This window comes from Acinetobacter sp. 1566109, from assembly GCF_000582255.1.
In the GTDB taxonomy this organism is placed as follows: domain Bacteria; phylum Pseudomonadota; class Gammaproteobacteria; order Pseudomonadales; family Moraxellaceae; genus Acinetobacter; species Acinetobacter nosocomialis.
The window spans coordinates 1-26,354 of sequence record NZ_JEYB01000014.1; the positions used below are offsets into that span (position 1 = coordinate 1).

31 protein-coding genes are annotated in these 26,354 nt (G+C 38.1%); 3 read left to right on the top strand and 28 right to left on the bottom strand.

The window, feature by feature from the left end; translation table 11 throughout:
* On the top strand, positions 1–242 hold a 242-nt coding region (locus tag J582_RS12135), incomplete at its 5' end, for a LysO family transporter (protein ID WP_032047935.1).
* On the opposite strand, the gene pyrF is transcribed toward J582_RS12135, so the two are convergent.
* The 28 genes from pyrF to J582_RS12270 form a co-directional block, all read right to left on the bottom strand.
* Complete coding sequence (gene pyrF, locus J582_RS12140) at positions 239–937, bottom strand: orotidine-5'-phosphate decarboxylase (protein ID WP_006580789.1); 699 nt, start codon at positions 935–937, stop codon at positions 239–241. The two genes, J582_RS12135 and pyrF, sit on opposite strands and share 4 nt — an antisense overlap.
* A 168-nt stretch (positions 938–1,105) precedes the next feature.
* Complete coding sequence (locus J582_RS12145; RefSeq protein ID WP_002049904.1) at positions 1,106–1,471, bottom strand: lipopolysaccharide assembly protein LapA domain-containing protein; 366 nt, start codon at positions 1,469–1,471, stop codon at positions 1,106–1,108.
* A 24-nt stretch (positions 1,472–1,495) separates the two neighbouring features.
* Positions 1,496–1,798 (bottom strand): integration host factor subunit beta, encoded by a 303-nt coding sequence (locus tag J582_RS12150; protein WP_002050043.1) that lies wholly within the window; start codon positions 1,796–1,798, stop codon positions 1,496–1,498.
* A 156-nt stretch (positions 1,799–1,954) separates the two neighbouring features.
* Positions 1,955–3,628, bottom strand: a complete 1,674-nt coding sequence (rpsA, locus tag J582_RS12155; protein ID WP_002050239.1) for a 30S ribosomal protein S1 — start codon at positions 3,626–3,628, stop codon at positions 1,955–1,957.
* A gap of 104 nt (positions 3,629–3,732) precedes the next feature.
* Positions 3,733–4,419 (bottom strand): (d)CMP kinase, encoded by a 687-nt coding sequence (gene cmk, locus J582_RS12160; protein ID WP_002049899.1) that lies wholly within the window; start codon positions 4,417–4,419, stop codon positions 3,733–3,735.
* Between the two features lie 10 nt (positions 4,420–4,429).
* Positions 4,430–4,870, bottom strand: coding sequence for an SRPBCC family protein (locus J582_RS12165; RefSeq protein WP_032047936.1), 441 nt, complete (start codon positions 4,868–4,870; stop codon positions 4,430–4,432).
* Between the two features lie 69 nt (positions 4,871–4,939).
* Entirely contained in the window at positions 4,940–5,443 is a 504-nt protein-coding gene (gene tadA / locus J582_RS12170) for a tRNA adenosine(34) deaminase TadA (RefSeq protein WP_032047937.1), read from the bottom strand.
* 6 nt (positions 5,444–5,449) lie between these two features.
* On the bottom strand, positions 5,450–6,574 hold the full coding sequence (locus tag J582_RS12175; RefSeq protein ID WP_081405531.1) for an enoyl-CoA hydratase/isomerase family protein: 1,125 nt from the start codon (positions 6,572–6,574) through the stop codon (positions 5,450–5,452).
* Positions 6,571–7,284: a uracil-DNA glycosylase gene (gene ung, locus J582_RS12180; protein WP_002049829.1), complete on the bottom strand. Its 714-nt coding sequence runs from the start codon at positions 7,282–7,284 to the stop codon at positions 6,571–6,573. The genes J582_RS12175 and ung overlap by 4 nt, the downstream gene beginning before the upstream one ends.
* Positions 7,285–7,334: 50 nt before the next feature.
* Positions 7,335–7,931 carry a 6-pyruvoyl trahydropterin synthase family protein gene (locus tag J582_RS12185; RefSeq protein WP_004887474.1) on the bottom strand — a complete coding sequence of 199 codons (597 nt, stop codon included), beginning with the start codon at positions 7,929–7,931 and terminating at the stop codon, positions 7,335–7,337.
* A 229-nt stretch (positions 7,932–8,160) separates the two neighbouring features.
* Positions 8,161–9,120 carry a type II secretion system minor pseudopilin GspK gene (gene gspK / locus J582_RS12190; RefSeq protein WP_004709110.1) on the bottom strand — a complete coding sequence of 320 codons (960 nt, stop codon included), beginning with the start codon at positions 9,118–9,120 and terminating at the stop codon, positions 8,161–8,163.
* The gene (gene gspJ, locus J582_RS0104620; RefSeq protein ID WP_032047939.1) at positions 9,120–9,989 is read right to left on the bottom strand and encodes a type II secretion system minor pseudopilin GspJ; all 870 of its coding nucleotides are present in this window, start codon (positions 9,987–9,989) and stop codon (positions 9,120–9,122) included. Before gspJ ends, gspK begins: the two co-directional genes overlap by 1 nt.
* On the bottom strand, positions 9,989–10,369 hold the full coding sequence (gspI, locus tag J582_RS12195; RefSeq protein ID WP_016804844.1) for a type II secretion system minor pseudopilin GspI: 381 nt from the start codon (positions 10,367–10,369) through the stop codon (positions 9,989–9,991). Before gspI ends, gspJ begins: the two co-directional genes overlap by 1 nt.
* Complete coding sequence (locus J582_RS12200; RefSeq protein WP_050049513.1) at positions 10,359–10,910, bottom strand: type II secretion system protein; 552 nt, start codon at positions 10,908–10,910, stop codon at positions 10,359–10,361. Before J582_RS12200 ends, gspI begins: the two co-directional genes overlap by 11 nt.
* Before the next feature lie 9 nt (positions 10,911–10,919).
* Positions 10,920–11,528 carry a TetR/AcrR family transcriptional regulator gene (locus tag J582_RS12205; RefSeq protein WP_000375838.1) on the bottom strand — a complete coding sequence of 203 codons (609 nt, stop codon included), beginning with the start codon at positions 11,526–11,528 and terminating at the stop codon, positions 10,920–10,922.
* A 37-nt stretch (positions 11,529–11,565) separates the two neighbouring features.
* Entirely contained in the window at positions 11,566–12,339 is a 774-nt protein-coding gene (locus tag J582_RS12210) for a TatD family hydrolase (RefSeq protein WP_004709116.1), read from the bottom strand.
* A gap of 17 nt (positions 12,340–12,356) precedes the next feature.
* The gene (locus J582_RS12215; protein WP_001183024.1) at positions 12,357–12,698 is read right to left on the bottom strand and encodes a PilZ domain-containing protein; all 342 of its coding nucleotides are present in this window, start codon (positions 12,696–12,698) and stop codon (positions 12,357–12,359) included.
* A gap of 12 nt (positions 12,699–12,710) precedes the next feature.
* Positions 12,711–13,691, bottom strand: coding sequence for a DNA polymerase III subunit delta' (locus J582_RS12220; RefSeq protein WP_032047942.1), 981 nt, complete (start codon positions 13,689–13,691; stop codon positions 12,711–12,713).
* Positions 13,692–13,702: 11 nt separating this feature from the next.
* A complete protein-coding gene (kdsB, locus tag J582_RS12225; protein ID WP_004887485.1) occupies positions 13,703–14,464 on the bottom strand; it encodes a 3-deoxy-manno-octulosonate cytidylyltransferase in 762 nt (253 codons plus the stop codon).
* A gap of 9 nt (positions 14,465–14,473) precedes the next feature.
* Positions 14,474–15,484 carry a tetraacyldisaccharide 4'-kinase gene (gene lpxK, locus J582_RS12230; RefSeq protein ID WP_032047943.1) on the bottom strand — a complete coding sequence of 337 codons (1,011 nt, stop codon included), beginning with the start codon at positions 15,482–15,484 and terminating at the stop codon, positions 14,474–14,476.
* 2 nt (positions 15,485–15,486) lie between these two features.
* Positions 15,487–17,214 carry a lipid A export permease/ATP-binding protein MsbA gene (gene msbA / locus J582_RS12235; protein WP_006580783.1) on the bottom strand — a complete coding sequence of 576 codons (1,728 nt, stop codon included), beginning with the start codon at positions 17,212–17,214 and terminating at the stop codon, positions 15,487–15,489.
* Positions 17,211–17,639, bottom strand: a complete 429-nt coding sequence (locus J582_RS12240) for an ExbD/TolR family protein (RefSeq protein WP_032047944.1) — start codon at positions 17,637–17,639, stop codon at positions 17,211–17,213. Before J582_RS12240 ends, msbA begins: the two co-directional genes overlap by 4 nt.
* A 15-nt stretch (positions 17,640–17,654) precedes the next feature.
* Positions 17,655–18,290: a MotA/TolQ/ExbB proton channel family protein gene (locus tag J582_RS12245; protein WP_004887494.1), complete on the bottom strand. Its 636-nt coding sequence runs from the start codon at positions 18,288–18,290 to the stop codon at positions 17,655–17,657.
* Positions 18,291–18,339: 49 nt separating this feature from the next.
* Positions 18,340–19,227: a ParB/RepB/Spo0J family partition protein gene (locus J582_RS12250; protein WP_032011236.1), complete on the bottom strand. Its 888-nt coding sequence runs from the start codon at positions 19,225–19,227 to the stop codon at positions 18,340–18,342.
* Complete coding sequence (locus J582_RS12255) at positions 19,224–20,006, bottom strand: ParA family protein (RefSeq protein ID WP_032047946.1); 783 nt, start codon at positions 20,004–20,006, stop codon at positions 19,224–19,226. Before J582_RS12255 ends, J582_RS12250 begins: the two co-directional genes overlap by 4 nt.
* Before the next feature lie 21 nt (positions 20,007–20,027).
* Positions 20,028–20,660 (bottom strand): 16S rRNA (guanine(527)-N(7))-methyltransferase RsmG, encoded by a 633-nt coding sequence (rsmG, locus tag J582_RS12260; RefSeq protein WP_002050181.1) that lies wholly within the window; start codon positions 20,658–20,660, stop codon positions 20,028–20,030.
* A gap of 87 nt (positions 20,661–20,747) precedes the next feature.
* Positions 20,748–21,437 carry an N-acetylmuramate alpha-1-phosphate uridylyltransferase MurU gene (gene murU, locus J582_RS12265; protein ID WP_004709133.1) on the bottom strand — a complete coding sequence of 230 codons (690 nt, stop codon included), beginning with the start codon at positions 21,435–21,437 and terminating at the stop codon, positions 20,748–20,750.
* Complete coding sequence (locus J582_RS12270; RefSeq protein ID WP_032047948.1) at positions 21,437–22,450, bottom strand: aminoglycoside phosphotransferase family protein; 1,014 nt, start codon at positions 22,448–22,450, stop codon at positions 21,437–21,439. The genes murU and J582_RS12270 overlap by 1 nt, the downstream gene beginning before the upstream one ends.
* Before the next feature lie 120 nt (positions 22,451–22,570).
* On the opposite strand from J582_RS12270, the gene J582_RS12275 reads away from it, so the two are divergent.
* Positions 22,571–25,015, top strand: a complete 2,445-nt coding sequence (locus J582_RS12275) for an LPS-assembly protein LptD (protein WP_032047949.1) — start codon at positions 22,571–22,573, stop codon at positions 25,013–25,015.
* On the top strand, positions 25,015–26,325 hold the full coding sequence (locus tag J582_RS12280; RefSeq protein WP_032047950.1) for a peptidylprolyl isomerase: 1,311 nt from the start codon (positions 25,015–25,017) through the stop codon (positions 26,323–26,325). The genes J582_RS12275 and J582_RS12280 overlap by 1 nt, the downstream gene beginning before the upstream one ends.
* Positions 26,326–26,354 lie beyond the last annotated feature (29 nt).

Below are 26,354 nucleotides of genomic sequence, written 5' to 3' on the forward strand. Positions count from 1 at the left end.
TAGGTGGAATTGCCTTACTTACAGATCTATTTAGAGAAATAGTTGCAATTTTACTCATGTACACCATGGGATGGCGTTTTCCACGTCCAGCAATTTCAAGCGCTGGTGCTACCTCGATGGATGTAACATTAGCAATGGTAAAACAGTCATGTGGTACGCATTATGTACCACACGCCATGATGAGTGGCTTACTTCTAAGCCTACTCGCTCCACTTTTAATTACTGTGTTTTTAAACTTTTAAGCAATCGAAGCAAGAATTGACTTCAACATTTGAGTTGGGTCTTCTGCTTTAGTAATTGGACGACCAATAACTAAATGGGTAGAGCCATCAAGCATTGCTTGTTTTGGAGTCACAATACGTTTTTGGTCATCTGCATTACTACCTTCTGGACGTATTCCAGGGGTAACTAAAGAGAAATCTTGTCCAATTAATTCACGGAGAATTTTAGCTTCCTGAGCAGAACAAACTACACCATCTAAACCACTCTCTTTAGTCAGTTTAGCTAATCTTTTAACTTGCTCTACAGGTTCAATATCTAAACCAATATCTTTTAAGTCTTCACGACCCATTGAAGTTAAAACTGTTACAGCAATTAACTGAGTTTGATAATTACCAGCCTTTAAACGCTCTACACAGGTTTCCATCATTTTTCGACCACCTGATGCATGTACGTTCACCATCCACACACCTAAGTCTGCCGCAGCACATACAGCTTGAGCAGTTGTATTAGGAATATCATGAAATTTTAAATCTAAGAAAACTTCGAAATTTTCTTCTTGAAGTTTTTTTACAACAGATGGGCCTTCATGAGTAAAAAGCTCTTTACCTACTTTTACGCGGCATAATGTAGGATCAAGTTGTTCAACAATTTTTAAAGCGTCATATTGGCTTTTAGCATCCAACGCAACAATGATACTCAAGAGACTTTCTTCCATCATATAAAATCAGCGCTATTATAATAGACAAGTCAGCTACTAATAAAGAAAACTATGAAGACAAGTTTTTGAATAAAAAAATATTGATTTTAAATTTAATGAATGAGGAGAAATATAGGGAGGAAATACTACTCTCTATAACCAGATAAAGAGTAGTATTACGAATAATTATAAAGGAGTAGAGTTTTTATCTTGAGGATAAACATCTACTACAGTTTTTTCATGTCTTACATTTGCAGCTGCTTCTGCTGCTGCCAATTGAGCACTTTGAATTTGTTCTTTTCTCAAATGGTCAATATCTTTTCTAAGGCGTTTAATTTCCCAACCTTTTTGGAAAACTCGGAAAACTTGTACACCTAATAAAAGTCCAACTACAATTCCAAGCGCCAAGGTAAGCAACAATAATAAACCTAAACGCATTGCAGGAACTTGAGTAAATAATAAATCAACAGGAAGTTCTGTTGGGTTCTGCAAAACAAGTGCTAAAGAATAGCCAAATACAATAATGAGTAATGCAATTAGAATATAACGCATAGGCACCCCACTTATGAGTTTTATTTATTTTCCAGATTCATTCACTGCATCACGGAGTGCTTTACCTGGTTTAAAATGTGGAACAGCCTTCGCTGCAACATCTACTGACTTACCTGTTTTTGGGTTGCGACCAACTCTAGGTTCACGGTGGTGTAAAGCAAAGCTACCAAAACCACGGATTTCAATACGATTGTCAGTCGAAAGAGCTTCGATCATTTGATCAATCATGATTTTAACCGCTTCTTCCACCAATGGTTCAGCCAAGTGTGGATTTTTTAGCGCAATGCGTTCAATCAAATCAGACTTATTAAGAGCTTCAGTAGTCATCTACGACCTCGTTATTTATTACTACTCTAAGTCGTTTGATAATAACCTGTTTAAATACAAAACGGTAGCGCAGTATGTTGAATACTACGCTACCGTTTACAGTAATTTGTATAAAAAGTACAATTTCGTTACATGAAACTGTACTTTGTTAACTTATTACTTCATTTGTGCTTTGATCAAGTCACCAATAGTCTTAGGACCATTTTCTTGAGAAGCTGATGCTGTACGTAAGTTAGCTACTGCTTCTTTCTCTTCAGCTTCGTCTTTCGCTTTGATAGACAAGTTGATAGAGCGAGATTTACGATCAACGTTGATGATTTTAGCTTCAACTTCTTGACCAACTTCTAAGAATTTAGTTGCATCTTCAACGCGGTCACGGTTGATTTCAGAAGCTTTAAGAGTAGCTTCTACTTCGTCAGCTAACTTAACAGTTGCGCCACGAGCATCAACTGCAGTCACAGTACCTTTAACTAAAGCACCACGTTCGTTAGCAGCTAAGAAATCATTGAACGGATCGCTGTTCAATTGCTTGATACCAAGGCTGATACGGTTACCTTCAGCGTCTACAGACAAGATAACTGCTTCAACAGTGTCACCTTTCTTGTAACGACGGATAGCTTCTTCGCCTTGTTCGTTCCAAGAAATATCAGACAAGTGAACTAGACCGTCGATACCGCCATTTAAACCAATGAAGATACCAAAGTCAGTGATAGACTTGATTGTGCCTGAAACTTTTTCGCCTTTCTCATGAGACTTAGCAAACTCTTCCCATGGGTTAGCACGAGTTTGTTTGATACCAAGGCTGATACGACGACGTTCTTCGTCAACTTCAAGAACCATAACATCAACTTCGTCACCGATCTGAACAACTTTAGATGGGTGGATGTTTTTGTTAGTGTGGTCCATTTCAGAAACGTGTACTAAACCTTCAACGCCTTCAGCGATTTCAGCGAAACAACCGTAATCAGTTAAGTTAGTAACACGTGCTTTAACGATAGAACCTTTAGGGTAACGGCTCATGATCGCTAACCATGGATCTTCGCCTAATTGTTTAAGGCCTAAAGATACGCGGTTACGTTCACGGTCAAATTTAAGTACTTTAACAGTAACTTCTTGACCAACTTCAACAACTTCTGAAGGATGCTTGATACGCTTCCAAGCCATATCTGTGATATGAAGAAGACCATCAATACCGCCAAGATCAACGAATGCACCGTAATCAGTAAGGTTCTTGATAGTACCTGTAACTGTTTGACCTTCTTCAAGTTGAGCAAGTAATGCTTCACGGTCAGCAGAAGATTCAGCTTCCATAACAGCACGACGAGATACAACAACGTTGTTACGTTTAGCATCAAGTTTGATTACTTTAAACTCTAACTCTTTACCTTCAAGGTGAGTAGTGTCACGGATAGGACGAGTGTCAACTAATGAACCTGGTAAGAACGCACGAACAGGACCGATGTCAACAGTGAAACCGCCTTTAACTTTACCAGAGATAACACCAGTAACGATTTCGCCATCTTCAAAGATTTTTTCAAGTTTAGTCCAAGTTTCAGCACGTTTAGCTTTTTCACGTGATAAAACTGTTTGACCCATACCGTTGTCAAGAGCTTCAACAACTACGTCAACAGTGTCACCAACCTGAACTTCAAGTTCACGTTGTTCATTTAAAAATTCAGCACGGTCAACAATGCCTTCTGATTTAAGGCCAGTGTCAACAGTAACCCAGTCGCTATCGATGTTTACAACAACACCTTGGATGACTGCACCCTTTTCAACGTTGAGGTTTAATTCACTTTCTTCAAAGAGGGCTGCAAAAGATTCGGTCATGATATACCTGATAAAGTCAGCGGTCTTGGATCAGACAAGGCCGGTTTAGTTAAGTATCAACATAGTCTTTATAGACTGATCAAGCTATGCGTCAACTGATAATCTTAGTTGCTAATAGTACGGCTATTGACATAATCAACCATTAACTTAAATACTTGATCGATCGTTAATTCCGAACTATCAATGATATAAGCATCTGCGGCTGGCTTGAGAGGAGCTACTTCCCGCTCCATATCTCTTTTGTCACGCGCTTGTATATTAGCTAAAATGTCGTTTATTTTAGCATCTAGCCCCATGCCCTGCAACTGTTTTACTCTTCGCTCAGCACGAGACTCTGCCGAAGCTGTCAGGTAAATTTTTGCATTCGCTTCAGGGAAAATTGATGTTGCCATATCTCGGCCATCTGCCACTAAACCTGGAGTTTGCGCAAAGGCTCTTTGACGCTCAAAAAGTGCTTGTCTGAGCTCTGGTATTGCTGCAACTTTAGAAGCATATTCTCCAACTCGCTCTGTACGGATGGTTTGTGATACATCTTCTCCATCAAGGAAAACCAATGTTCCCTCTGCTGAAGTTTCAAACTTGATATTAAGCTGACGAGCATATTTCACACACTCATCTAAATGGCTATCTAATTTTTCTAACAAATCATGTTTATGTAATGACAACCCTAACAAACGATACAAAGCGCCAGAGTCAAGTAAATGAAATTGATAATAAGCAGCAAGTTTTGCCGCTAATGTTCCTTTACCCGAACCACTCGGACCATCAATAGTAATAATTTGAACTGTCATTGAACTCTCACTAAGAAGCAAATGCTTTAGCTAATCTCGAAAAGCCTAGTGTAATCGCTAGTTTTAGCTGTGCAAGAATTAATTTACTTACAACAGGAGCTTTTGCCGTTAATTCGATACGATAAGTAACCAAAGTAATATATGGAGTTATTTCAGAAAACTCGATACGACCTAAATGGTGCTTAACTAAGGGATTATCAATCAATTTATATTCAATACGCTTGTTTTCTTCGAGATGAGTGATTTCTTCTTTAAGCGGTTTAATCGCACCAAACCCCATACGACGAACAGAACCAACCCCATCGGGTCTTTCAGGATCTGCCGAGTCTTTCACACGTACAACTTGTAGTGGAGCAAATGCCTTGTTGTAAGTTGCATGTTTAGAAAGCAGGTTAAATACATCACTAAGAGGAGCATTAAATTCTTTTTGTATAGTAATTACATTACGCATGAAAGTTCCTTATTTAAATAAATCATGTCAATGAAACGGCGCTAGTTTGCCATAACCCTATGACATTTTTTAATCATTTAAGGACGTTTTTTGTTGCTTCTCTTGTTTCTTTTGTTCACGTCTTTGCTTAAAAAAAAGACTTAACTGTTGAGCACATTTTTCATGTAAACATCCATGCTCAAAAGTAAATTTATGGTTGTAATAACCATGTTCTAATAATTGACGTGTACTCACGAGTGAACCAGCTTTAGGCTCTACTGTCCCGAATACAACGTGTTTAATTCTTGCATGTACCAAAGCTCCCACACACATTGTGCATGGCTCAAGCGTAACGTATAAAGTCGCGTCTTCAGGTAAACGATAATTTTTTAATAATTCGCAAGCCGAACGAATAGCTTGAATTTCTGCATGCGCTGTAGGATCAGATAAACCAATTGGAGCATTGAAACCAGCTCCAATTAACTTATTTTGGCTTACAATTACAGCCCCAACAGGAATTTCCCCCTGCTCAGCTGCTAATTCAGCTTGCTCGTAAGCAAGCTGCATCCAATACTCATCACTAAATTTAGACATTATTTATTATGACACTACACCATACTGTCTAAGTAATGCATTCCAGCTATCAATAGTCGTAATTGGTGGGTCATCGGCCAAAATACCTCTTAATGTAAGATCTTCACATGCTTTCCACTCTGGCGATAAATCTTTATCGACTAAACGTGCACGCACACCTTCCACAAAGTCAGGGTGGCGAATTTTCCATTCAGAAATTTGCGCTTCCAAGTCAAAAACTTCGTCCCAAGAATGAACTTGTTTACCCCATTGCCATAACAACCAAGTAATCGCTGCTGTACTTGGCGAACCCTTTTGCAAGTTTTCACTGGCTTGACGCAACCAATCACTGCTTGCATCGCGTAAGCTTACAATCGCCTGATAGTCTTGTTCAAAACTTGAACCACGACAAACGCTATGGATAACGTCTAAAGAATTTTGCAATGGTCCTGCTGCAACCGGACGGTGCAAACTATTTAAAGTATCGTCAATCGCACGGAAATCACCTGCAGGATAGTGAGCCCAATTAATATTCAGTACTTTTTGCAGAACATTATCACGTTGTGCTTCGCAAATATGCGTCGCCCAACCAATGCTGTAGGCACCAGCGGCAGTCATGATAGAACCCGTCAAACCAGTAAATAAACCAATTTGCCCACGGTCAGCAAGGAAACGGCTTGCACCTACATCTGGGTATAAGCCAATATTAATTTCAGGCATTGCCAAACGTGAATATGGTGTAACTAAGCGGAAAGGTGCAGCCATAAACAAGCCTAAACCGCCGCCCATTACATAACCTTCGCCCCATACAACAACTGGTTTTGCATAATTATGCAAAAGTAAATCCAAAGCATATTCTTGCTGGAAAAACTTATTTGCTGTTTCTACTTCTTGATTAATGACCAGCTGACGTAATTTGCTTACATCTCCGCCTGCACAAAAAGCTTTTGGTGTTGTCGAGTCCAACCAAATTGCTTTCACTCGCTCATCATCACGGAAGTCTTCAAATACTCGTAATAAAGCCGTTACGATTGATTCATCTAAAGCATGTAATGATTTAGGGCGATTCAAACGTACTATACGCCAACCATTTTTCGCTTCTTCAACTACCAAATCCGGATGATAGCTATTTACATTGGGAGAGTTCATCATGCGTCCAATTGCCAGTCTATGGGCTCAATGCCATGTTGTTTCAAATATTGATTTGTTTTTGAAAACACTTTGCAACCAAAAAAACCACCACGATTAGCCGCAAGTGGTGATGGATGTGCAGCAGTTAAAACTAAGTGTTTTTCTCTATTTATACGTTGCCCTTTACGTTGTGCATAAGCACCCCATAAAATAAAAACAATGTGCTCGCGTTGTTCATTTAAGACATCAATTACTGCGTCAGTAAACTCTTCCCAACCTTGTTTTTGGTGTGATGTGGGCTGTCCTGCTTCTACAGTAAGTACACTGTTTAATAAAAGTACACCTTGCTCGGCCCATTTGGTTAAATCACCATGACGCGAAATTGGTACACCTAAATCTGTATTTAATTCATGAAAAATATTACGTAAAGATGGAGGTAATGCAACCCCTCTTTGTACAGAGAAACTTAAGCCATTTGCCTGATTCGGTCCATGATATGGATCTTGCCCTAAAATCACGACTTTTACATGATCTAAAGGTGTAATATTTAACGCATTAAAAATTTGTTTACTTGGTGGATATATTGTTTTTTGAGCCTGCTTCTGTTGAAACAGGAAGTCTCGCAAACTATCCATGTAAGGACTCAGCAAAAATGGAGTTAATGATCTTTTCCAGCTTTCTTCTAATTGAACTTTACTGAGTTTGTCTTGCTGTTGCTCAGTTAATTGCATTAATGTCATCCTAGATCAATTTTCATTTCTACAAACAAAAGGACGTTAACTTACACTTCTACTTGTAAGTTAACATATGGATTCTGAAACTTAATCCCTTGTTTTAAATTTTCATACATTTGTGGATCAGTCCATTCAGATTGAACTTGTTCTGAGAAAACAATACCTTCAAGGTTTAGTAGTCCCATTTGTTCATTTTGAATATCTTCAAGAAAACTTTGGGCATACCCTGTATCAGTTTCATGAACAATCACTGAATAAACTTCAACATCACCTTCCCCATTTTGGGTAATGGTTGATTTTAATACTTGCTGAGCTAGATAGAAGAAAATACGAGAAAATTGCTCGGCAGATGGAGACACTGGTAAAGAAATCCAACGTGCACTAAAAGTTTTACAAGCATCGATATATTGTGGATCATCTTTTTCCCAGAAACAAATCGCATGATCAAAACTATCAAAAAGGTCCTTAATCACACCTTTTAATAGTCCAAAATCATATACCATTTGTCCATGATCTAATTTCGAAGCTTTAAGTAATAACTCGACTTTATAACTGTGCCCATGAATCGATCGCTTACAACGATCTGATGTACAGTTACGTACTACATGTGCATTTTCAAACTTAAATAACTTACGAATTAACATGTGCCAAATCGATCATTCCTTCTAAGAACATTATTATAAAGCAAAAGATAAAAACTTCGCACCACTTTTCAAATAGAAACAATTAGCAAAAAGTATGATAAGAGATGTGAAGGAATTTTGAAGATATTGATTTTTACTTTAAATATTGTCTATACAGAAATATGACCTCATCCCTTTTATTAATAAGCTTCAAGTATTACAGAGTTAGGAAAAATATCAATAAATTTATTTAGTTAAATGGAGCCAAACTCCTTGAGTAGACATATACTTGCTTATCTTTTCGCATTAAGGCGCTAGTAAATTGGCGCTTTCTATTGTTTAGAACAACTTCAATTTGAGCTTGAAAGAAGTTAGATTTAACATCAATAAGACCACTTGCCTGCTTTTTCTTTTGACTATCAACCGCTGAAAAAGCACTCAATTGCCACAATTCATCAACATTTTGGAAGAACTTTAAATTTTGCTGTCGCGCCTGTAATTCTTTTTCGATCGCCCCAACATCTAGTTTTTCATCAATACTTGCTAAAACCAATGGTGAAGCAGTATTGATGTTTAATTTCGTATTTTCTGGTAAAGCAGAAATATATGGGGCGATCAAATCATATTTTTTCCCATCAAAGCCTCTAACTAGTTTTAACTCTTCAATACGGTGAAATTTAGTATTCGCAGCCATATAGCTAGGATCTAAGCCTTGATAATAACTACTTTCTGCTCCCATTGGTCCAGCTGGCTCATCATTTGGGTCTTGCCAATCAATCACAGCTTGACTTAGCTCAGCAGGTAAACCTACTCGTACAAGCAAACGTTCAAACCAACTTTTAGCATCTTCATTTACCATACCTTCCCCATTGGTCAAATTATTTAAGTTAAATTTCCCAGACTCATCAAGCAAACGCCCTGAGACAGAACCATCTTCTACCGGGAACGGTGGCATAGGTTGTGCCCATGTCTCTTTTAAATGATCTACTCCACCCGCATTATTTGCATCTTGAATTAATAACTCTGAAAAAAAAGCTTCTGCACTTTTTGCATAGAGCAAAGATTGATTTTGACGCATTAAATAAGCTGTATTTTCCATAGTATTATTTTGATGTTTGGCGATAGAAGCAGCTAAAATTGTAGCCAAGGCAACCATAATAAGTATTGTCAATAAAGCGACACCCTGTTGGTGCTTATAATTTTTAAACATTATGAGCCACCTTGTGGGGAAAGCGATAAATTACTTTGATTTAAGCTATAGATCCATTCATAACTTACTCCTGCTACAGTAAGTTGAATTTTTATTCCTTTCGGTAATTTTTTCAATTCGTTAGGCTTTGTTGGATCAATATTAACCTCAGGCCACTTTGTTATCTCTTGCGGAGTCAAAACCATAATCTGATATTGGTCAACCTGACTTAGCAAGGTACTCGATAAAGGTTGCTCATTATTCGAAGTATTCAAATTTGTATATTTAAGACGATATAATTTTTTTTGGTCTGCATCATAACGATATTCAATTCGTTCAAACGGTGATAAACCTAGTTTTAAAGGATCCGTTACGCCTGCTTTGCTAAAACGCAGAATTTGATTATCAATTTCTAAAGCTGGATGAAGTTGACCACCTTGATTTGCAGATAAAGGAATAATTTGCAGACTATCACGAAGAATTTGTTGATAAGCATCTTGTAACTCAAACAAATGCACTTCATGTTCAGCATTACGGTCACGAACTTTAAGCAAGTAATCGAAAATTTTCCACCCCAATAAAGATAAGACCGCAAAGATAGCAATCGCAACTAACAATTCAACCAACGTAAATCCTGAGCGAGGATTAACAAAGCGAAGCTTTGTCCAAGCGCAAGATGAAGAGCTATGCTCTGAATAGCCAGTCGACACACCACCTGATCGCGCCGCAAGACGAGAAACCATGTTTCGAGTGTGAGGCTCTCTAAAGCGAAGCTTTGTCTGAGCGTAAGACGAAGAGCTATGCCCAGAGTAGTCAGTCGGAATAACACCCGACTGAGCTCTAAGATGAGAAGCAATGCTTTGAATTCGAAAATTCTTATTTTTTATCATTATTTTGCTTTCACTGGATAATTAAAAAAGACCATATGAGTAATACCGTTTTGTACTTTTCCCTTATCCGGATCATATAAGCTAACTTGTACATTAATTTTTTGAACATTAGGGCTAACAGTTGATTCAGCTGATTTATCAATCTGCCAAGTCTCACCTTGAGAAGTTACTTGTTTACTTTGAGTGCCCTGCAACCACTCTTGATTAATTTCCATCATAGCAATTTCATTCATAGCTACAAATTGAGCTTTAGTTCTTAAAATGGCATTAGAAGTAGACTGAGTGTACTGCATTGCCACTTTAGTTAAAGCAACAGCTGCTACTGCAAAGATTGCCAAAGCAACCATAACTTCTAAGAGGGTAAAGCCTTTAGATTTCATTTATTTTACCCAAGTGATCTATTTGTATTTCTGAACCAATCGGTTTTTGCTCTAGATAAAATTGTATTTTAACGGTCTTGGCTTCTCCATTGCCAAACCAGATAAGCTGAGGTGTTTGTCCACCAACCAAATCGGTATTTTTAGCTTTAGAATAATTCTCGCCATCTAAAGGCTGTACTGAAAAAGACACATGCGCAGGAAGTTGTCGTGTTTTAAATTCAGTATATTTCTGCCAGCGATTTTTTAAGTCTTGTACTTGTAAAGTGCTTTGATCGTGATATTCGTATAATTCATAAGAAAATGGTGAGACATCTGTCTCACCATGAGTTTCTAAAGCTAATACACGTGATTGGTCTAGTGATTCTTTATTAATTTTCTGTAAATCGAGTAAAAATAACTCTCTTGCCTGCATTGCCTTTTTTTGGTCTATACCATCGATATTCAATACAACAAGTGAAGTCATAATTGTCATAATCACAATGACTACCATCACCTCTATGAGGGTAAAGCCTTTTTGTGATTGAAATGATTTCAATTTCATATTGACCTATTAAGCGTATTGTTCAACTGCTTGTTTCGGTAAGGCCAACGCCTGATCAATATAAGCTACTCTCAAAGTGTCTCTTGAACCCAAATAACGTTGGTAAAAACTTGAATTCAGAATTGCCGCAGCTCCATGAGTAAGGGACCAAATTGAAGCCAAGTAATCTCGCGTAGTCATATGACTCTGGATTGATTCTAAATAATGATCAGTCATACGAATAATAATACGTAAGCGCTGTTTTCTTACTTGATACAGTTCATTAAAAAGATGATGCACACCTTGTGCTGTAATCGAAAGCTTTTCTTCAATTTGATGGAACAAAACTGTTCGTTCCGGGTGGTGCAAATGATGCAACATAAAGAAAGCTAAATGCTCTGGAAAAGCTTTCTCAGTGTCTTGGACCATTTCGAGTAACATGCGCTCATTACGAATAATCAACAACATGTACAATTCATCTTTGCTTTGAAAATGTTTGTACAAAGTGCCTTTTGCCAAATCAAGCTCAGCAGCCAGCACATCAAGTGTCATTCCGGCTTCGCCATTTTCTAACAACAACTGTTCCGCAACTTGAAATATTAACGCTTCTCTTGCTCGGAACTGAGCTTGACGGTCCATCTTCACGCAATTACTCTCTTTGTATAGTTTCTATAAGTTAAATCGCTTTGAGTAAATTTTCGAAATTTTGCGAGGTGATTCTTGCAATTTCCTCAACCGATTTATCATATACCTCACTAAGTGCTTTCGCTACATAGGGTACGTATTTTGGTTCATTTGTTTTACCACGATATGGCACTGGAGCCAAATAAGGACTATCTGTTTCAATTAAAAGTCGATCTAAAGGCACTTGCTTGGCAACATCTCGTAAATCTTGAGCATTTTTAAATGAAACAATACCTGAAAAAGAAATATAGTACCCGCAATCTAATACAGCTTTTGCTGTTTCCCAGTCTTCAGTAAAACAGTGCAAAATACCATGCGTAGATTGTTCAGCCCGAATAATATCTACCGTATCATGTTTTGCTGAACGCGTATGAACAACTACTGGCTTTCTTACATTTTTAGAAGCTTGAATATGTCGAGCAAAACAAGCCTTTTGCTCATTAATAAAATCAGTGCTATGGTAATAATCTAGGCCTGTCTCACCTAAAGCCCACACTTTTTCTGATTGAGCTAACTCAGTCAGATACTCAGTCGTTGCTCGGGCCATGATATCTACATCCTCACAAGGATGCACACCAACGGTATACCCAACGTCTTCATGACGCTTTGCGATTTCAGCTAAAGCAATATGATCATCAAGGTCAACTGAAATTGCCATAAACTTAGAGACACCTTCTGCTCGTGCAGCAGCAAGGGCAAGATCTAAATCACCATTATAAGGTGTTAAATCTAACATTGTTAAATGACAATGGGTATCAACAAACACTGTTCTTTCCTATCTGCTTACATAGTATAACTTGGACGATCTAAAGACATACTACCAGCTAAAATCCGTTCAGCCTCAGCTTTATAGTAAATGCCTTTATCACCACTTAATTGGATTGCGAAGCCTTGAGGCTTAAAACCACTTTGCTTATGTGAAATCCACACTACTTTACCAGTTAAAGGGATTTTTTGTGATTGTTCTGGTAACGTAGCTAAAATAAAAATTTCTTGCCCCATCTTCACCTTTTGCTTCGATGGCACAAATAAGCCCCCACCTTGTACGTACCCCATATAGCTTGCTTGTAAGGTTGCTCTATCAGGAATATTGACCTGAATAATTCCACCCATTTGTGGTTGCATTATAATTTCCCCTTAAACGTTCATTAATTTTATAAAAAGTTGATCTATGATGAGTTGTGTTTGTACATTTTGTTCAACTAATCTTTTAGATTGCTGCAATTCCTCATAAAGACTGAATAAGCTCTCTAAATTATAGTTTTGCGCCAATTGATCGTACTGTAAATCTATATTTTTCTGTGGTTGATTGAGCTTGACACAAATTAAATCTCCTAACAAGTATTCAAGAAGCATCATAAAATCACTAAAGTTAAGCTCTTTTTGCCATTTAGCCGAATAAAATAAAGGCATGTTTTTTTGATTAACTACCTTAGTCCAGTCTTCTAAAAATGTTTGTCTTTTTGCAAACCAATCACTAGTTGCAATTTCGACTGCTTGCAAAGGCATATCATTAGAAAGACCTAACAATAATTCAGTTGGCACTGACGCAATTTCAGCCAAATGCTCATTTAGATAAGATGTTGCCTGCTCATATGAAATACGGTCTAAAGCAAAATGCTGTAAGCGACTTCGAATGGTAGCTGGCAATTTCAAATAGTGATCAGCCAACAAAATTAAAACAACACGCTCACCGGGTTCTTCTAAAGTTTTTAACAGTGCATTTGATGAAGCAAGATTTAAAGCTTCAGCTGGTTCAATAACAATAACACGCCATCCTTCACCAGTTTGCTGCACAAATGGCAATAGATCTCGAATTTTTTCTATTTTAATTTTTGCATTCTGTTTTTTATTTTCTTCATCAGTCGTGATATGAACATAGTTCGGGTGCGTGTCTGATTTTAACCATTGACAGCTACTACACTCACCACAAGCCCCCTGAGGCTGTTTATTTAAACAAAGGACCCATGCTAAAAAATGCTTGGCAAAAGCATGCTTACCACAACCTTGTTTACCATAAAATAATAAGCCATGCCCAATATTGGGAAAACGTGTTGTTAACGTTTCCCACATTGTCTGTTGCCACGGATAAACCTTAGAAGCTACATTCTGATTCATTAAATTAGTACTTACTCAAAAGACTCAACAGGCAAATTATTTAGACGGTCAAGATCGGCTTGGGTATCAACACCCGGCGGTAAATTTGCTTCTGCTACAGCAATAGCAATACGGTGCCCGTTTTCTAAAACACGTAATTGCTCAAGACTTTCCAACTTTTCAAGTTTACCCATGTCCCATGTAACATATTCTTGTAACAAGTTCACACGATAAGCATATAAACCTAAATGACGAAATGCTTGGGTATGTAAAGTTGGTTCAGCTTGTTTAGCACCATCTCGATCATAAGGAATAGTTGCACGACTAAAATATAAAGCTTCATTTTGATTAGACATAACCACTTTCACAATGCTATCACGCTGAAATTCATCCAATGCATGAATAGGCTCACATAATGTAGACATTGAGCAATTTGGTTTATCAACCAGAAGCTTGGCAACCTGTTGAACAAGTTGAGCTGGTAGTAAAGGCTCGTCACCTTGTACATTTACAATAATGTCATCAGCATTCCATCCTTTAATACGAGCAACTTCGCTTAAACGATCTGTCCCCGATGGATGGTCAGCACTTGTTAAAACCACATCAACACCCTCTGCACGGCATATTTCAGCAATACGCTCGTCGTCAGTTGCTACACATAAATCATCGAAGCCTTCAACTTTCTTTGCCTGATCTACGACACGCAAAATCATAGGACGATCATGAATAAGTAACAATGGCTTACCTGGCAAACGCGAACTTGAGAAGCGTGCTGGAATAACGATGTGTTTCATTTTTTCTTCCTAAGATATTTGAATATCAAGCTTTTGCAATTGCTGATTTAAAACCTGATAGCACTCTGCAGACAAAACTGCTTTAACAGGTACGACCCAAATAGGCCGTTTAAATTCTGGATACTTTTCAAGTAAAGGTAACAACTTAACCGCATCTTTTTCAGTCGTAATGATAGGCTGATCATCATTAAATACAAGGTCATCAATAACGTAATCATGATGATCACGAAAAGCATGCCCTTGAAATTGATTTACACCTAAACCTTTAAGTGTTTGGTAAAAGCGCTGAGGAAAACCAATACCCACTACTGCATGGTAATTATTTTGTGTATTGAATGATAATTCAACTGCTGAAGAAGAGTTCAATAAGTAAGGATGCCCCGCTTCTAGATGCATATGTATTGCTGTTGAAGGGGCAAATGTATGTTCGATTACTGTACCCGTTTTTAAACGTTCAGCAGGTTCACGCAAATAGCCTTCTGGTAATAACTTTCTATTTCCAAGTCCACGATTTTGATCAAGCACAATCCATTCTATTTGACGACCTAAAGCCCAGTGTTGTAATCCATCATCACTAATAATTAAATCTAGTTTTGTGGATGCTAATAATAACTCGATTGCAGCTTGTCTATTCGGTCCTACTGCCATAGGCACACCAGTTGACTGTACAATCAAAGCAGGCTCATCTCCTGCTTCAGCTGCCTGACTGGCCGATGTTACCAACATAGGAAAAGGACCAGCTCCACCATAACCGCGACTAATTACGCCTACTTTTACATTATGCTGTTTTAAGTAATTGACTAGTTCTATTAATAATGGAGTTTTGCCACTACCACCTACTGTAATATTGCCAATTACCATGACTGGTAGAGGTGCACTATAGGTTTTTTTTAAACCTGAATTATAAAAATAACGATTCAATAAAAACCCAGCACGATACAAACATGACAACGGACGCAAAACAATCAACCAACTTGATTGCTTATTCCATGCATTTTGTATCAGCTGGGCCAAAGACATGCTTAGTTGTCCTCAAAATTACGCTGATGTAATTGATAATAAGCACCATGCTTAGCAAGTAATTCTTGATGGGTGCCTTGCTCAACAATTTGTCCACGATCTAATACAACAATACGATCTGCATTTTCAATTGTAGATAAACGATGAGCAATCACAATCGTTGTACGGTCTTGCATCGCCTCATCAAATGCTTGCTGAATAAAATGTTCAGATTCATTATCAAGCGCACTTGTCGCTTCATCTAAAATAAGAATTGGTGCATTTTTCAAAATTGCACGAGCAATTGCTATACGTTGACGTTGACCACCAGATAAGTTTAGACCTTGTGCACCTAAAACAGTATCGTAACCATTTGGTAAGTTCATAATAAAGTCATGGGCGTAAGCAGCTTTTGCGGCTGCGATAACCTCTTCATCACTTGCATTATGTAACTGACCATAAGCGATGTTTTCACGTACAGTCCGGTTAAACAAAACAACTTGCTGATTAACCATTGCAATTTGTGTGCGCAAACTTGAAAGTTCTATATCACGTATTGGTAAGTCATCTAAATAAATTTGACCACTTGAGACTTCTTGAAAACGTACCAACATATTCACTAATGAAGTTTTACCAGCACCCGAGCGCCCTACCAATGCAACTGTCTCACCTGGGCGAATATTTAAAGAAAAGTCTTTAATCGCCTGAGTACCATCAGCATAGTTAAGCACGACATGGTCAAAACGAATTGCACCTTGCAATTGAGGTTTAAGTTGACCGGTATTTTCTTCTTCAGGTAAATCTAATAATTCGAAAACTGAATGTGCTGCCGCTAAACCACGCTGCAACTTTTCATTAATATCAGTTAAGTTTTTAACAGGTTTAGAAAGAAGTCCTGCTGCTGTAATATACGCAACAAACTCACCAGCACTGGTATTTCCTAAAATTTGTGGTCTTAAGGCTAACCATACAATAAGAGCCATTGCACAAGCCATTACAACTTGAACAACAGGACTATTTAGGTTTTGTACAATCACCATTTTTAAACCGCGTTTTAAGTTCTCTTCAGACGACTTATAAAAACGCTCTTGTTCTGAGTCTTCACCAGCGAAACTTTTAACAACTGCATTACCACTAATACTTTCTTGTACGACATGGTTAACATCGCCCATAGTGTCCTGAACTTGCAGTGAAAGTTTACGCATTCTTTTTGATGCTTTGCGCACCAAAACCCCAATAATAGGTAAGAACACCATAATACAAAGGGTCAGACGCCAATTTGTATAAAACAAATAACCTAGCAGCCCCAATGTAATCATACCATCACGAACAATGGTTTTTAATGATTCAGATGAAGCAGCTGTGAGTTGCTCAACGTTATACATAATTTTAGCTGTAATATGTCCCGAAGAGTTATCGAGATAATATTGAGCCGGCAGTCTTAAAAGCTTTGCATAAACTTCTTGGCGAATACTAAAAACTAAACTACGGGAGATAACAGCAGTATAGTAGCCGCCCATAAATAGGCCTAAGCCACGGAAAAATACTAATAAAATGATTAATAAAGGGAACCAATCCAGATCCGCTCTACTCGCATTTTGAATGGCATCAATAATAAATTTAATGAGCTTAGCAACAGAAACCTCTGTTGCTGAGTTCATACCGAATCCGATAAGAACTAATAAGGCCACGCCCCAATAAGGTTTTAAATAGGATATGAGACGCAAATAAACCTTAAAATCTTGATTCACTCAGAAAAACCTCTAGAAGGAACTTTGGTACTAATATTGATGTTAACAAAACCGAGTTGTCCTGCTACATCCATAACACGAATAACATCCTGATGAGACGCTTTTGCATCTGCAGCGATGATAAACATAAAATCACGGCGCTCTTGAGCAATTTGCTTAATTGCAGTGCTCAAATCAGCGACGTCCTTGGTAGACAATGCTTGACCATTGACAGCGTAATGACCGCTAGAGTCTACCACGACTTCAATTTTATGATCGTACTGTTTTGGTGGGACGCCTGGTGCATCTGGTAAAGTTAGATTGATGCGACTTGGCTGATTAAAAGTGGTAGATAACAATAAAAACACCAGAATGAACAATAAACAATCAATCATGGGCGTTAGATTGATATGAATGTCTTCAACTTGAGAACGTTTAAACTTCATATTGCTACCTACCCATCAACCAACACGGCGATGTTCTTGCACAACAGAAGAACGTTTATAAAACAATGATGCATGAAAGAGTGTAGATTGTTGCTCTAACTCCGCAATGTAATTTTGTACCACTCTCTGAAAATAACGATAAGAAATAAGTGCAGGAATTGCAATGAGCATTCCAACCGCTGTCGTGATCAAGGCCTTTGAAATACCAGGAATCATTAAGCTTGGACTACCTGCCGAACCAAAATCAATCACGAGAAAAGACTCAATAATCCCTACAACTGTTCCAAGTAATCCAAGCAAAGGTGCTATAGCACTTAAAGTTCCCAAGAAGTTAATATTTTTTTCTAAATAAGAAATTTCTTGAGAAGCCATTGCTTCCATTTGAGCCCGAGCAAATTGCTCTCCATGCTCCTGATGCTCAAAACCAGCTTTTAGAATATTTCCTAATGCTGTACTTGAGGCATCAGTATCTTGCTCCAAATTTGTGATGATATGAGAAATATCTGCACTACCATCACTCATCAGTGCTTTAGGCAAAACTTGTGAACGTCTCAAACGTATAAAACGTTCAATACTAATAGCGACCGTTAAAATTGAACACAAAATTAAAGGCAGCATTAACCAGCCGCCCGCTTTCACAAGTTCCCACATATTTTCTTCCCCAAGAATATAAATTAGAAATATATGACCTAACTTAGAATTAATCTGGCAAACAAATATTCAAAATACCATCTAACTCATCGAGTGAATGATAATGAATAACAAGTTTCCCTTTACCTTTCTGGTTATGATCAATTTTAACATTAGCACCAAAACGTTCCGATAATTTCTGAGTTAATTGCTCAATGTCTGGTGCAACAGGAGTTTTTTCCTTTTCCTGTTTAGGTTCGTTCCAATCACGTACTAATTGCTCAGTCTGACGAACGGATAATCCCTTTTCAATGACAATTTTAGCTACTTCAAGTTGCTCTTTACCTTTTAAAGTCAAGATGGCACGAGCATGGCCCATATCAAGCTGGCCTTGTTGCATAAATTCTTTAATGTCATCAGCCAAACTTAATAGACGCAACAAGTTACTGACCGTTGTTCTCGCCTTACCTACAGTATCGGCAATTTCCTGATGACTTAAACCAAATTCATCATGAAAACGTTGTAATGCCAAGGCTTGATCAATTGGATTTAAATCTTGACGCTGAATATTCTCAATAAGTGCTAAAGCTATTGCGACCTGATCATTTAAATCACGAACAATTGCTGGAATTTCAGTTAAACCGGCAATTTGTGCTGCACGCCAACGACGCTCACCTGCAATAATTTCGTAAGGATGAGCTTCATCATCTACAGGACGGATAACAATTGGTTGCATTACCCCATGTTTTTCAATAGAGGATGCCAATTCTTGTAATTCATGCTCATGAATAAAACGACGTGGCTGATATTCACCTCGCTTCAACAAATTCACATCAATTTGCTTTAACTGACCATGATCAAGTGCTTGAGCTTCTAATTGTAATTTTTCTTTTTGAATTGAACCAAGTAATGCATCTAAACCACGCCCTTTCGCCAATCCGCGTTTTTTGATGCTCATACTTTACTTCCTTTCTTTACCTTACTTTTCTTTAACATCTCAGCTGCAAGATTTAAGTATGCAACTGCACCCTTTGAACTCTTTTCAAAATAAATCACTGGCAAACCATGCGCTGGCGCTTCAGCCAAACGAACATTACGTGGAATCACAGTGTCATAGAGCTTCTTACCAAAATACTGTTCCAACTCATCTGATACATCGCGAGTTAAGGCATTACGTGCGTCGTACATCGTACGTAAAACACCGATAATTTCTAAATCAGGATTTAATGCTTTTTGAATACGATCGATTGTTTGGGTTAAATCAGCCAAACCTTCCAATGCATAGTACTCACATTGCATAGGAATGATTACACTATCTACGGCAGCCAAGGCATTTACCGTAATTAAACTTAAGCTAGGGGCACAGTCAACAATAATGTAGTCAAAAGAATTTCTAATTTCGTTCAGAGCATTCTTTAAAATGAACTCACGACCTTCTTGTTCGGTAATTGCCAGTTCAACACCTGAAAGCTCACGGTTTGAACCCAAAACTTTATATCCAACCTCTGCCTTTTGAATTGCAGTTTCAATTGGCACTTCACCCAATAACACATCAGTGATTGAGTAAAGTAGATCATTCTTTTGAATACCAGACCCCATCGTAGCATTACCTTGTGAATCTATATCAACAAGTAATACACGTTTTTTCAATACAGCAAGTGATGCTGCAAGATTTACTGCAGTCGTTGTTTTACCAACACCACCTTTTTGGTTTGCAATCGCAATAATTTGAGCCATGGTAACCCTAATACTTTTTATTTAAATTCGTTGAAGTAAAAGTAAATGACGTTGTTCATCAAGTCTTGGTACATGCAGTTCAATCACTTTACATGAAAATTCCTGCTTAAGCTCTTCCATTTCTTCAACTGGAATCAATCCTTTCATCGCAGCAATTATACTATGCTCATGTAAATATGGACGTGCAGCCTCAACAAAATCAGTTAAAGATGCAAATGCACGACTTGTGATCACATCAAATTGACCAAGCTCATCAATTGTATCTTGATTTTCAACACGCGTTTGCACAGCTACTACGTTTTTAAGCTTAAGGTCAGCAATAAACTGTTTCAAAAAACGAATTTTCTTACCATTTGAGTCAAGCAATACACAAGAGCGCTCTGGTTGACATAAAGCAATGATCATGCCTGGCATACCACCACCAGTACCAACATCAAGCAATCGACCTGGTGGTAAATCTTTCAAAATACTTAGGCTATCTAACAAATGCTTCACTAACATCTCTTTCGGATCACGAATCGCTGTTAGATTATAAGCTTTGTTCCAAAGTACCAAAGCATCTTGATACTTTAACAATAATGTCAAAGCTTCATCGCTAAGCGACAAACCTAGTTTTTGACTACCCTGTTGTAACTCTTGAAAAAATGGATGCATAAACAGATAACATCTAAGTAAAATTTAAAACAAAGTATACCCATTTATGCATCGTGGAACACTATTTAACGATTAGGGATTACGCAGTTAATCGTAGAAGCCTTCACGAATTTGCAAATCTAGCTCCATTAAACGTTCAGGCGTTCCCACATCTACCCATGCACCCTTAAGCTTTTCAGCAGATATTCTTTGATTCTGCATCGCTTGCTTCAACAATGGTGCTAACGGACGTTTACCAGGCTCCAATCCATCAAAGAGCTTAGGATTGATAACAGATACCCCACTAAAAGTGAGATTCTCGCCCTTCACATCTTGATCGAATGCAAAAGCACGTCCATCCAATAATGTAAAGTCGCCTTCAGGATGTTGTTTAGGATTATCAACCAAGACAAGATGAGCTAAATCATCATTTAGCTGAATATCGCGTAGCGCTTCAAAACCCATTGTGGTCCATACATCACCATTCACTAGAATAAATGGATCTGTTCCAAGCAGTGGCAAAGCATTAATAATTCCACCAGCTGTTTCCAGCCCTTCTTCTTCTCGCGTCCAACGGATGTCCACACCAAATTGAGAACCATCACCTAAGCTACTGATGAGCTTATCAGCCAACCAGGCAGAATTGATGACTATTTCAGTCACACCAATTTTCTTAAGCTTTTCGATATGCCACACAATAAGTGGCTTACCCCCCACCTCAAGCAGAGGCTTTGGTGTATATAGCGTAAGTGGACGCATACGATTGCCCAAGCCAGCAGCAAGAATCATTGCTTTCATTATGCTGCCACCTCATAGGGGCCATATTTTTCTATAAACTTAGGCATGACTGATTTACGAATAAACGTCATGAAGTCATCAAGCTCATGATAACCACGACTCTCTTCAAGTAAATACCACATGACTCGCGGCAAGTCTTTTAAATATCCAGACTTACCATCTCGCTCAAACAGACGAACAAAAATGCCCAAAATCTTGATATGACGTTGAATTGCCATTAAATCGGCATCACGTTTAAATTGCTCAAAAGTTCGGTTTTGTTTAGCAGATGCTGGTAAAAGCTCATAGAAAACTTTAAACCATTGATAAACACGCTCAGCATTCCACTGTACATATGCATCACGTGTAATCGAGATTAAATCATAAGTGTCGGCACCAATAACCGCATCTTGAAAGTCAATTACCCCCAATTCTTCTTCATTAGTAATTTTCATTAAATTACGACTATGAAAATCACGATGCACAATAACTTGCGGTTGAGCCAATGCAGCATTGGCTAAGAAATCAAATGCATCATCAATAGTTTTCTTTTGCTCAACTGTTGGATGAATCCCAAGTGATGGCAACATCCAATCGGTTAGCAGCTGCATTTCAGACATAAGCTTTTCATAAGAATAAGCTGGGAAATGATCAATACCATTAATTGATTGCAAATGAGTGAGCTGTTTAAAGCTTTGTTCGTAATATTGATCAACTGTTGCATCATTTAATAATGTAGACAACAGTACATCACCAAAATCTTCTAGCAATAGAAAACCTTGTGTTAAATCCTTTGCAACAATCTGAGGCACACGAACCCCATGACCTGCAAAAAACTCGTCAATGGTTACAAACGGAACACAGTCTTCTTTTTCAGGAGGCGCATCCATAAGCATATAAGTTTTATTTTGTAACTGGATGCGAGCATAACGGCGAAAGCTGGCATCCCCTGCTAAATAAGCGATCTGAAATTGATCATTTTCAAGAACAGATGTAAGCCATGTATGTATCAATTGTTCACGTTGTGTATTCATTTGCAATAAAATCTAAAACAAGCTGAGATTTTTGAAGGGTTAAGTGTAGCCACTTATAAACTTTTTCTCTATGATGCGACAATAATTAATTGTGAATTAGCATACTTGGTTAATGAGACAATGAAGCATCAGTTTAAATTTAATCCTTTAGCGACCGCTATTTTTACGCTCTTATGTGGCTCCATACAATCAAGTTATGCTGAGTCAGCTGGTGTTGTCTCCAACATAGACAATAATCAACTTAAGGCGAGTATTAAGGAAGCCTATCCTGGGCAGGAATTCTTTCAACAATATTATGTTGATAAATCTGCACCTGAAGCGCAGTTGCGCAATAATAAATATTTGAGTTCGGCATTTTGCCAAGGAACTTGGATTACACCGATTAATCCTGAAACTAAAGCATTAGATGCAGACAAGGCTACATCGGTTGTAACGGCGGATTATGGTCATTACAACCCTGCTGGCGATTCTGAGCTAGAAGGAAACGTAGTAATAGATCAAGAAGGTCGTACTGTACGTGCCGATAAAGTTACCATCGATAAAACTCAAACATTTGCTCATGCACAAGGTCGAGTGCAGTTAGCCCAAGGCGGCTTACTCTCTCAAAGTGATGAAATTAATTACAATTTAAAGACTCAAACTGGTGATTTAAATAATAGTTTTTATATTTCTGAACAGCAGCATGCACATGGTCACGCTGGAAAAATCGAAAGAACCTCTCCAAATGTAATGGTTCTTAACGATGCAAGCTATACCACTTGTCCACCAGGCCAAAAACCTGCTTGGAAAATTCAGGCTAATAAAATTGAGCTAAATCAGGGAACTGGTCGAGGCATCACTCGTAATGCAAAAATCTATGTTAAAGATGTACCAGTTATAGCAGTCCCATACTTTAACTTCCCAATTGATGACCGTCGAACTACGGGTATTCTTAACCCACAGTTTGGTTTTTCAGGTTTCTCAAATAGTGGTGGTGGCGGTGAACTTTCTGTTCCAATTTATTTAAATCTTGCGCCTAATTATGATGCAACGATTACTCCACGATATCTATCAGAACGTGGGGCCATGCTCAAAGGTGAATTTCGCTATTTAACGGATGGCTTCGGTGCAGGTGTAATATCAGGCGGCATTCTTCCATCTGATAAAGAATATAACGATAAAGACCGTAAAGATTTTAATTTCCTTCACAACTGGAATATTAACGATCAATGGTCGACTAATCTTGAATATCGTTATGCATCGGATAAAGATTATTTTGCGGATTTAGATCACAGTCCAAATACTAAAACCGATGTAAATCTACGAAGAGCTTGGGAACTGAACTATCAACATGGTATTCCGGGTTTAAAAGCTCAGCTTAAAGTTGAAGACTTCCAAACGCTAGATCCTTCAGTTAAGGATGTAAACAAACCTTATGCACGTTTACCACAGTTCTTATTAAATTATGTCACTGGTAACCCACAAGGATTGCAATACGAATTTAATAACGATACAGCATACTTTAAAAAATCAATTAATGACGGTTCTGCTCAGGAAAGTAGCGGCACCCGTATTTATAACCAGTTCGCAACACGTTATAACTATCGAACACCGGCAGTCTTTGTTATTCCTGAAGTTTCTGTACGCTCTATCCAAACATTCTATGATAAAGATACTCAGTTAAATAACCCTGGTGGCTCTGAAAATAAATCAGTCGTTGTACCTCAGTTTACTTTGGATAGTGGTTTAACTTTTGAACGCGAAGGTAAATACCTACAAACGATCACCCCTCGTGCATTTTATGCGTATGCGCCTTACAAGAACCAGGACGGTTATCCAAACTTTGACTCAACTTCAGCATCGGTTAATTACGATCAACTCTTTAACCCATACCGCTTTTATGGGCATGACCGCCTTGAAGACAACAATTTTTTATCACTAGGTGTAAGTTATAGTCTTTTTGACACGGTAGGTTTAGAACGTTTGCGTGCCAGTGTAGGACAAAGTTATTACTTTGAAGATCGACGCGTTACTCTAAACGAACCAGATGAGATTGATACCGAACGTAATACTGGTCCTGTCGTTAGCTTAACAAGCCAACTTAACCAGAACTTTACGATTGCAGCCAATTCGGCATGGATGTCAAATGGTGATAATGCCCAGAGAGACTTCCAAGTTTACTATACAGGCGATAAAGGCAACCTATATAACTTAGGTTACTTCTATCGCAAAGACATTGTTGGTCGTCAACACACTTACGATCAAGTTGTTGCATCGTTTATACAACCAATTAAAGACAACTGGCGTATTATGGGTCTTGTTCAATATGACATGGACAATGATGTGGCTCGTGAGCTGTTATTAGGTGTTAACTATGAATCATGTTGCTGGGGTATCTCAGTCTACGGTCGTTCTTACTATAACGACCTAGATGATCCAAAATCTCCTAATGTTAACGAGAAACGCGCGATTATGGCTGAAGTCACACTTAAAGGTTTAGGTGGTTTAAATAACAAACTTGCATCTATACTTGAAAATCGCGTTTTAGGTTTTAACAAAATTAATCAATCTTGGACACAACGTTAATGAAGGCAAAGCATCTTAAACAGTTTTTTAAAGCAACAACCCTTGCTGTATTAATATCTTCATCAATGCATAGTTTTGCCCAACCCACTGATGAAGTTGTGGCAATTGTGGACAATAGCGTAATTTTAAAAAGTGACCTTGAACAAGGAATGGCAGAAGCTACTCACGAGTTACAGGCACAAAAAAAAGAAGTACCACCTCAACAATACTTACAATTTCAAGTTTTAGACCAACTCATCTTGCGTCAAGCTCAACTTGAACAAGTAAAACGTTATGGTATTAAACCTGATGAGAAAAGCCTAAACGAGGCAGTACTTAAAGTAGCGAGTCAATCTGGCAGTAAAAGTTTAGAAGCATTTCAACAAAAATTAGATGCGATTGCTCCAGGAACGTATGAAAATTTACGTGGCCGTATTGCTGAAGATTTAGCAATTAATCGTCTACGCCAACAGCAAGTGATGTCACGTATTAAGATTAGCGACCAAGATGTTGACAATTTCTTAAAATCACCACAGGGTCAAGCTGCTCTCGGCAATCAGGCACATGTGATCCATATGCGAATTTCTGGAGACAATCCTCAAGAAGTTCAAAGTATAGCTAAAGAAGTTCGCTCAAAGTTGGCTCAAAGCAATGATTTAAATGCTCTCAAAAAACTTTCAACTGCGACAGTAAAAGTTGAAGGTGCAGACATGGGATTCCGTCCCCTTTCTGATATTCCGGCTGAACTCGCTGCCCGTATTACTCCCCTACAAGATGGTCAAACCACTGATCTAATTTCTGTACGAGATGGTGTACATGTTCTAAAACTCTTAGAACGCAAGCAAAATGAACAAAAAGCCTTAGTACCACAGTATCAAACACGCCATATTCTTATTCAGCCTTCCGAGGTAGTAAGTCCTGAAAATGCAAAACAAATCATTGATAGCATTTACAAGCGATTGAAGGTAGGTGAAGATTTTGCCACTCTTGCGGCAACTTATTCAAACGATACAGGTTCCGCGCGTGACGGTGGTAGTTTAGGCTGGGTTAATCCAGGAATGATGGTACCTGAGTTTGATAAAAAAATGCAGGAAATTCCTGTAGGTCAAATTAGTGAACCTTTCCAAACTCAATTTGGCTGGCATATTCTACAAGTGACAGACAAACGCGAAAAAGATATGACTCACGAATATCAAGAACGTATGGCACGTCAAATTTTAGGTGAACGTCAATTCAATACTGAAATTGATAGCTGGTTACGTGAAGTACGTGCAAATGCTTATGTAGAGATTAAAGATCCAAGTCTCGACAAAAAGAATCTGCAAAAGTAAGTTAATTTTTATTTAATTAAAACCTGTGT